Source organism: Mesorhizobium sp. M0276 (assembly GCF_040321755.1).
In the GTDB taxonomy this organism is placed as follows: domain Bacteria; phylum Pseudomonadota; class Alphaproteobacteria; order Rhizobiales; family Rhizobiaceae; genus Mesorhizobium.
The window spans coordinates 20,241-27,303 of the sequence record NZ_JAMYSC010000065.1 but is presented as its reverse complement, the minus strand read 5'-3'; the positions used below and the strand labels follow the sequence as shown (position 1 = coordinate 27,303).

Here is a 7,063-nt window from a genome sequence, read left to right as displayed (position 1 = left end):
TCTTCGAAGGCGACGATGGCAAGTATGCTCTGATCTGGTCACGCTGATCCATACCGCGGCGCCTCCCAACACGGTGGGGCGCCGCTACTCGATCACGTAGCCCAGCGCGCGATAACCCGCCCGTCGCTTCGCAGCCATCCGGGCGAGGACGGGAACCGTCTGATCGACATAGTCCACGACCAGAACATCCTTTTTTCCATCATGCTCGCGATGCAGCCGGCCGACATACTGCGCCAGTGTTCCCTTCCAGGCGATCGGCATCGTCAGGAACAGCGTGTCTAGCCGAGCATCATCAAAGCCTTCGCCGATGTAGCGGCCTGTCGCGAGGATCAGACGCTCATCGTCATCCGAGACATTCAACGCCGTGTTCGCGATTTTGCGATCCTTCGCCGACATGCCGCCGCGCAGCACGACGAGGTTCTTCACGAAGGGCGAGAACCTTTGCCGAAGATAGTCGAGATGGTCTTTCCGCTCCGTAAGAACGATGGGCGAACGCTTGGCTTCAAGCGATTTCAGCACATCATCGAAGATCAGATCATTCCGGCCATCGTCCTGCGCCAAGGACGCATAGATTGCAGGCATCGAGGGCCGCTCGGCCGAAGCCAGGGATGCTGGCAATTCAAACTGCGTGGAGCGATCGCGCACACGATGGCGGATACCCCGCTCGGCAGCTTGAACCCGCGCATCGACACGATGGCGAACAGGCCCGCATTGCATGAAGATGATCGGATGATGTCCGTCCTTTCGGGCGACGGTCGCGGACAGACCTACGACGTACCGCGCTTTCGATCTCCGGGCGACAAGCTCGAAGCTCGTTGCGGACAGATGATGACATTCATCGACAATCAGGTGACCGTAATCAGCGACCATGTCCGCAACTTCCCCATTGCGGACGAGGCTCTGGATAAGTGCCACATCAATGACGCCTGTCGGCTTTCTTTTTCCGCCACCGACAACGCCAATCTGTTTCGGGTCAATGTTCAAAAAGGAACTTAGGCGCTCCACCCATTGAGTGAGCAGTTCCCGTCTGTGGACGAGGATGAGCGTGTTTCGCGCACGGTGCGCAATCAGCGCCGCCGCGACGACGGTCTTGCCAAAGGCGGTCGTTGCGGCAAGCACGCCGGCTTCATGGGCGACGAGAGCATCGAAAGCCACCAACTGCGGCCGTCGCAATCCGCCCTGGAAGGATACGTTCTCAGGAAGTGCCAGGCCGATTTCACGTAGATCTTCCAAATCGGCAACGGCGCCATGGCTTTTGACGAGATCGATCGCTTCCTCGAGGCAGCCTCGGGGTAGAGCGACATGCTGCTCATAAAGCTCGGCGCACGAGACAATCCGAGGCTTGCCGAATGTCGGCAACCGCATGGCCTGGGCGCGATAGAACTCCGGGTTCTGGAAAGCTGCCAGGCGAATAAGCTGCGCAATCAGGGCTGGCGGAAGTCCTGTCCTGTCGATGTAAACCTGATCAGCGACCACGATCCTGATACGTTGCGGTATCGCGCCCTCAATACGCCGTGGCGCACTGCGGCGTGACGGCGACATCTTCCACGGCTCGTCGGCATGCTCGTCGTCCACCGGCATGCGGACACCCAAGACCCGGCCTGACTGTTCCGCCTCGTCCGCGATCCTGAAGGCCATGTCCGCCGACAATCTGGGCAGGGACGATAGATACGCCCATTGATCGTCGTAGGGTCGCAGATCCTTGTCGACAAAGACGCTGTTGCCGATCTCCCGAGCTTTTCTTTGCAACGGCAGTGCAATCAGATTGCCAAAGCCCCCAAGGGGCATCGTATCCTGATTGGGAAAGAAGCGATCATAGGATGTGAAGCCGATCTCGGGGCGTTTCTCCATCGTCTCCGTGATCAGGGCAGAACCCATCTGCCTGGCGGTCCTTGCCGGAACAGGCTCGGAGAAGAATATCCAGACATGGCCGCCATTCCCCGATCTCGACCGTTCCAGGGCAGCGGCAATTCCTTTCGCATGACAGGTGCCGAGCAATGCTCTGGCGTCATCCGCCCAGCTTTCCTTGTCAAAGTCGGCGGCAAGGAACCAGCACGTCTCGTCTTGCAGCAGTGGATACACCCCGGCGACAAAGTCACCACTGCGGGTATCGCCGCCGCGCAGATGCTTTTCGATGATGTCCCCGGAGGACGGAATGAACGCCTGATGCGGGCACTCGCCACATTTCACCTTCGGCTTGCCGCAAATCCCCTTCGCCCACTCGTTGGAACAAGCTGGCGAATATCCCGAGCGCCCAGCCTTCCTGTTTTCCCATCGAACCGGAAAGACATCGGGACGCCCAGCAAACAGACGGCGGAACAACTCGATTTTCTCGGCCGATGACGAATTGTTGGTGACAGGGGCATCGGCAAAAGAGGGTTGTCCGGCGGTACGGATATCGGAAATCCGTGTCTGCTCCAGCGCTTCCAGTTCGCGCGTAAGCGCCATCCGCTCTGTATCCAGGTCGGCTAGCCGCCGCCGAATGCGCGCGATTTCGTCAGAAATATCATTCTCGTCCGCCAAGGTCGCAGCTCACGCCTCAAGGTTCGTGCCGGATTCAACATAGACCAAAGGACGCTCGGGCTTAAAGCGGACAACGTGCGACGAGCCGCGGCTCAATGGTCGAGATTATGCGGAGCGACACAGCGACAAAACCCAGAGAAACCAGGGCCGTCAGCTCGCAACTCCGCATAATCCCGCGCTACGCATAATCGGTGTTATGTGGTGCACTACATAACGCCGAGATCGGCGCCGCTTGGTCCAAAACCTCCAACGAGGGCCGCGACTACCTCGGCCTCAAGCTGGACGACCCGAGCTTCAACGCTCCGATCTATGCGAACCTTTTCGCCGACGAGGAAGGCGAAGGCTTCAGCCTCATCTGGTCCCGCCCCAGCCGCCGTAACGGCGAGTAGGCGGCCTGAACAACGCCCCGCCCGGACACACCGGGCGGGGCCAAGCTCTTTTTCGGGCGGCGCGCGGACATGCGTCGCGCCCAACGAGCGCCCTTCGCCTCGCGCGACACACACAGGCGGTTTCCAAACGAACGAATACCTAGTATATTGGGTGGCAGTATATTAGGTAGCCGGTGACTCCTCCCAAATGATCTTGCGGGAGAGAGTTGCGAAGAATTTACGCCGGCTGAGGCATGCCACGGGCTTGTCGCAGGAGGAGCTTGCGGATCGTGCCGACGTCAATCGCAACTATGTTGGCATGCTTGAGCGCGAGGAACATGCAGCCACAATCGACATGCTCGAAAAGCTCGCCGCAGTTCTGGACGTCGATCCCACCGAGTTTTTCCGCAAAGACGCCTGATCGATCTTGTCGCGGCGATGCACCCCGCGCATCACGCGATGCCTTAGTGCACTCGCACATTCACCTGCCAGCCTATACTGCTGGCAATGATGCAGACGCTGCAATGACAGGCTGCGGGAGATCGGCGTGACACAAGAAGCGTTTCTGGACCAGCCACCAGAGAGCCAAGAGCTCACCAGGTACGATCGCGAGCACATGAAGCTGTATGTTCGCCTGCTTGACGCGGCGGCGGACGGTGCCGACTGGCACGAGGCGGTCTCGATCCTCTTTGGTTTAGATGCTGACCTCGAACCCGAACGAGCCCGCCGCGTCTACGACACCCATCTTGCTCGCGCCCGCTGGATGACAGAGCACGGCTACCGCAAGCTTGTTCGCGAGGGCCGTCACTAACCCAACCGCGATGCGACGCCCGCATCGCGCGTTGTCCACGCGAGGGCTTCCCGAGGTCTTTCCATTCGGCAATCGTGTCGCTCCCAGCATGTACGACACACGCACGCCTGGAGAACACTGATGCGGCCTGACACATCACAGTGGCGATCCTCGTCGACGTACGACTATCTCGACGACCTTGTCGCCGCGGATCTCGCTTGGGAATGGTTGCGCCGCAACGCCAACTACCAGCGCGACTACGCTGAAGTCGAAGATACCGACACGGATCGTCAGCGCCTGGCGCACCTTGTGCAAACGCGCTGGGGGCTTCGATTTCCCTGTCCACCCAACTTTCAGCGCCATCGAGACCGCGATATTCTGGACGCCGGAAGCCGATCCGGGCACCGTCATTCTTACAGCGATCCCGGCAATTCTGGGCTCGGAAGGCGTTGCGCCACCTGATCTCGATCGGCGCAACGCGCAGTTCGGCCCGGAGGGGCTGAGCATTGTGCATGGCGAGGGTGCCGCTGCCGTGCGCCTTCTCGTGCTCGGCGATGCCCGACCCGATCAGCCGCTGGCGGCCCTTGTTCCGCTTGACCCCGACGGCCTCGATCGCATCGAGGCCCTCACGCGGCTCTGGCGCGCACTGCACAGCCGTCGCGTTTTCCCCGATACCCGCCTGACGGCACAGCAACGCCGAAGGCTGCGCCACATGCTGCAGGCCGTCGACGGCAGCATGAACGGCGCGAGCTACCGCGAGATCGCAAACGTCATCTACGGCGCGCCGCGTGTCGCTGCCGATTCCTGGAAGACGTCGCCGCTGCGAGACAGCACCATAGACCTCGTCAAGGACGGCCGCGCCCTGATCGCCGGCGGCTATCGCAAGCTTCTGCGCCACCGCCGCAAGTCCTGACGCGCTCGCGTCACGACTGGGGTGCGAATTTAGCTCACCCTTCTTCGCCATTCCCCCTCGCGGCTCCTCTCCGCCACCGTGGCCTTCGTCCGCCGCTGATCGCCAGCGGCCTCAATGAACCCACGGAGGCCCGTTCATGTCCGCCAACCTCACCGGCTTGCCGCCGCGCTTTCTGCGTACTCCCGAAGCTGCTCGATTCCTGGGTCTGTCCGGCCGCACCCTGGAGAAACACCGGACCTACGGGACCGGCCCATCCTATCGAAAGCTCGGCGGGCGCGTCGTCTACGCGATCGACGACCTACAGGCTTGGGCGGATCGGGGTGCCGTTACCTCGACCTCCGATCCTCGCGGGGCCGTCCTCCCTGCGAAGCGCCAGGAGGCCGTCACACCAGTCCTTGCCGGCCGCCATGGCCGCTGACCGCGGCGGTTCCCTCAATGCCAGTGCGACGTCGCCCCCAGTCGGAACGCGAACAGCTCGAGCTGTTTCGTGCGCGCGGCAGCGATCTCGCACCCCGAGACACGCAGGATCTCATGGCCTATCCGTTTTTCAGCCTCTCCAAGTCCCATCGGATACAGCCCATCGACTTCTCCGCCGGAGACGTTGTCATCCGCGTCGAAGCCGTGCTCGAACATGGTATGGCGACCATCTGGGACGCGGATATCCTGATCTGGGCCGCAAGCCAGATCGTCGAGGCGCGCGACGCCGGACTGCAAACGTCGCGCCTCATGGCGGTGACGCCCTACGAAATTCTCACCTTCATCGGACGCGGCGTCGGCGCTCGTGACTACCAGCGCCTCAAGGCGGCGCTCGATCGACTGCAATCGACAACGATAGCGACGACAATTCGCCAGCCCGCACAGAGCCGCCGGCACCGCTTCTCCTGGATCAACGAATGGGTCGAGCGCACCGATCGTCACGGCCGTCCCGCCGGCATTGAACTGATCGTCCCCGATTGGTTCTACCAGGCGGTTCTCGACGACGCCCTCGTACTCACCATCGACCGCGACTACTTTTCGCTGACGGGCGGGCTCGACCGCTGGCTCTATAGGCTCGTGCGTAAACATGGCGGCCGCCAGCGCACCGGCTGGCGCTTCGACTTCCGCCATCTCTACCTGAAGTCCGGCAGCCTCTCGCCCTTCAAGCGGTTTGCCTTCGAACTGCGCGACATCATCCGCCGCCAGCCGCTTCCCGGCTATACCCTGTTCATCGAGGTCGAAATCGGCGGCCGCGTACTGCTCGCCTTTGAGCCGTCGATCCGTGGAAAACCTGTGGACGGCCTCGTGCCATCAGGAACCCGCACTATCGTGCCATCGGGAACCCGAGGCTCGTGCTATCGGGAACCCAAACCGGGGTTAACCGACTGCACGGCAAGCGAAAATCGCTTCCCTAACTTAGAATCTAACACAGAATCTAACTCTTATGGCGCGCGCGGCATCGTCAAAAGCTCTGCCGACGACGGCAATCGCGACGAAACACAGACGCTTCAGCCCCCGATCTTCCCGCATACGTCTTTCAGTAAATCCGGTGTTCCGACGCCTGAACTTCCCCTCGAACCTAAGCCGCGAGGGGCACAATGATCGTAGCGCTCCTCAATCAGAAGGGCGGCGTCGGCAAGACGACGCTGGGGCTACATCTTGCCGGACAATGGGCCAGGACGGGAAAGCGCGTCATGCTGATCGACGCCGACCCGCAGGGCTCGGCGCTCGATTGGTCGCAGCAGCGCGCCCGGGAAGGTCTGCCGCGCCTGTTCGGTGTCGTCGGCCTGGCGCGTGACACGCTCCATCGCGAAGCGCCCGACCTGGCCCGTGACGTCGATCACATCGTCATCGATGGGCCGCCCCGTGTCGCCGGGCTGATGCGCTCGGCACTCCTCGCCGCCGATCTCGTGCTTGTCCCGGTTCAGCCGTCCCCGTTCGATGGCTGGGCGTCCGCCGAGATGCTGGCGTTGATCCGTGAGGCGAGGATTTACCGTCCGCAGCTTTCAGCGCGCTTCGTGCTCAATCGTTGCGCCACGCGCACCGTCATCGCCCGCGAAACGGCCGAGACTTTGGCCGATCACGACCCGCCGGTGCTCGCCACGACCATCGGCCAGCGCGTCGCCTTTGCCGACGCAGCGCAATCGGGTCGCCTCGTCTTCGAGACAGACGAGGACAGCCCGGCGGCACGGGAGATTGCGGCCTTCGCGGCCGAGGTCGGGAGGATCTCGCCATGAACGGGCGATCCCCCAAGCGCGGCTTCGCCGCACGTCCCGGCACCGCCGAGGACTGGATCAAGGAATCCGAGATACCGCCGGGTCGAAGCAGTGACGCCTCCGGCTTCACCGCCCGGCTGACGATCGACATCACACCAGAGCTTGGCGGCCGCATCAAGATCGCCGCCTTTGGACGCGGCCAGACGGTCGCCGACATGCTTCGCGACCTGCTCGCCCGCGAATTTCCCGAGAGCCAAGGAGACACTCCGTGACCCGA

At 62.3% G+C, this 7,063-nt stretch carries 9 protein-coding genes and 1 pseudogene; 9 read left to right on the top strand and 1 reads right to left on the bottom strand.

Annotated elements, in window-relative coordinates:
* Positions 1-84 precede the first annotated feature (84 nt).
* A complete protein-coding gene (locus NKJ01_RS31270) occupies positions 85-2,523 on the bottom strand; it encodes a TOTE conflict system archaeo-eukaryotic primase domain-containing protein (RefSeq protein WP_352734081.1) in 2,439 nt (812 codons plus the stop codon).
* 218 nt (positions 2,524-2,741) lie between these two features.
* Here NKJ01_RS31270 and NKJ01_RS31265 point away from each other — a divergent pair.
* From NKJ01_RS31265 to NKJ01_RS31225, 9 genes and pseudogenes are all read left to right on the top strand, one after another.
* Positions 2,742-2,912, top strand: a pseudogene (locus NKJ01_RS31265) (DUF736 domain-containing protein); the annotation flags it as partial.
* 187 nt (positions 2,913-3,099) lie between these two features.
* Complete coding sequence (locus NKJ01_RS31260) at positions 3,100-3,312, top strand: helix-turn-helix domain-containing protein (protein ID WP_352734079.1); 213 nt, start codon at positions 3,100-3,102, stop codon at positions 3,310-3,312.
* Between the two features lie 111 nt (positions 3,313-3,423).
* Positions 3,424-3,702 carry a DNA -binding domain-containing protein gene (locus NKJ01_RS31255; RefSeq protein ID WP_352734091.1) on the top strand — a complete coding sequence of 93 codons (279 nt, stop codon included), beginning with the start codon at positions 3,424-3,426 and terminating at the stop codon, positions 3,700-3,702.
* Between the two features lie 120 nt (positions 3,703-3,822).
* The gene (locus NKJ01_RS31250) at positions 3,823-4,143 is read left to right on the top strand and encodes a transcriptional regulator domain-containing protein (protein ID WP_352734077.1); all 321 of its coding nucleotides are present in this window, start codon (positions 3,823-3,825) and stop codon (positions 4,141-4,143) included.
* Positions 4,043-4,594, top strand: coding sequence for a DUF2285 domain-containing protein (locus NKJ01_RS31245; RefSeq protein WP_352734089.1), 552 nt, complete (start codon positions 4,043-4,045; stop codon positions 4,592-4,594). Before NKJ01_RS31250 ends, NKJ01_RS31245 begins: the two co-directional genes overlap by 101 nt.
* 136 nt (positions 4,595-4,730) lie before the next feature.
* Entirely contained in the window at positions 4,731-5,012 is a 282-nt protein-coding gene (locus tag NKJ01_RS31240; protein ID WP_352734075.1) for a helix-turn-helix transcriptional regulator, read from the top strand.
* A 17-nt stretch (positions 5,013-5,029) separates the two neighbouring features.
* Positions 5,030-6,172: a replication initiator protein A gene (locus NKJ01_RS31235; RefSeq protein ID WP_352734073.1), complete on the top strand. Its 1,143-nt coding sequence runs from the start codon at positions 5,030-5,032 to the stop codon at positions 6,170-6,172.
* Positions 6,169-6,807 carry a ParA family partition ATPase gene (gene parA, locus NKJ01_RS31230; protein ID WP_352734071.1) on the top strand — a complete coding sequence of 213 codons (639 nt, stop codon included), beginning with the start codon at positions 6,169-6,171 and terminating at the stop codon, positions 6,805-6,807. Before NKJ01_RS31235 ends, parA begins: the two co-directional genes overlap by 4 nt.
* Positions 6,804-7,058: a hypothetical protein gene (locus NKJ01_RS31225; RefSeq protein WP_352734069.1), complete on the top strand. Its 255-nt coding sequence runs from the start codon at positions 6,804-6,806 to the stop codon at positions 7,056-7,058. Before parA ends, NKJ01_RS31225 begins: the two co-directional genes overlap by 4 nt.
* The last annotated feature ends 5 nt before the right edge of the window (positions 7,059-7,063 follow it).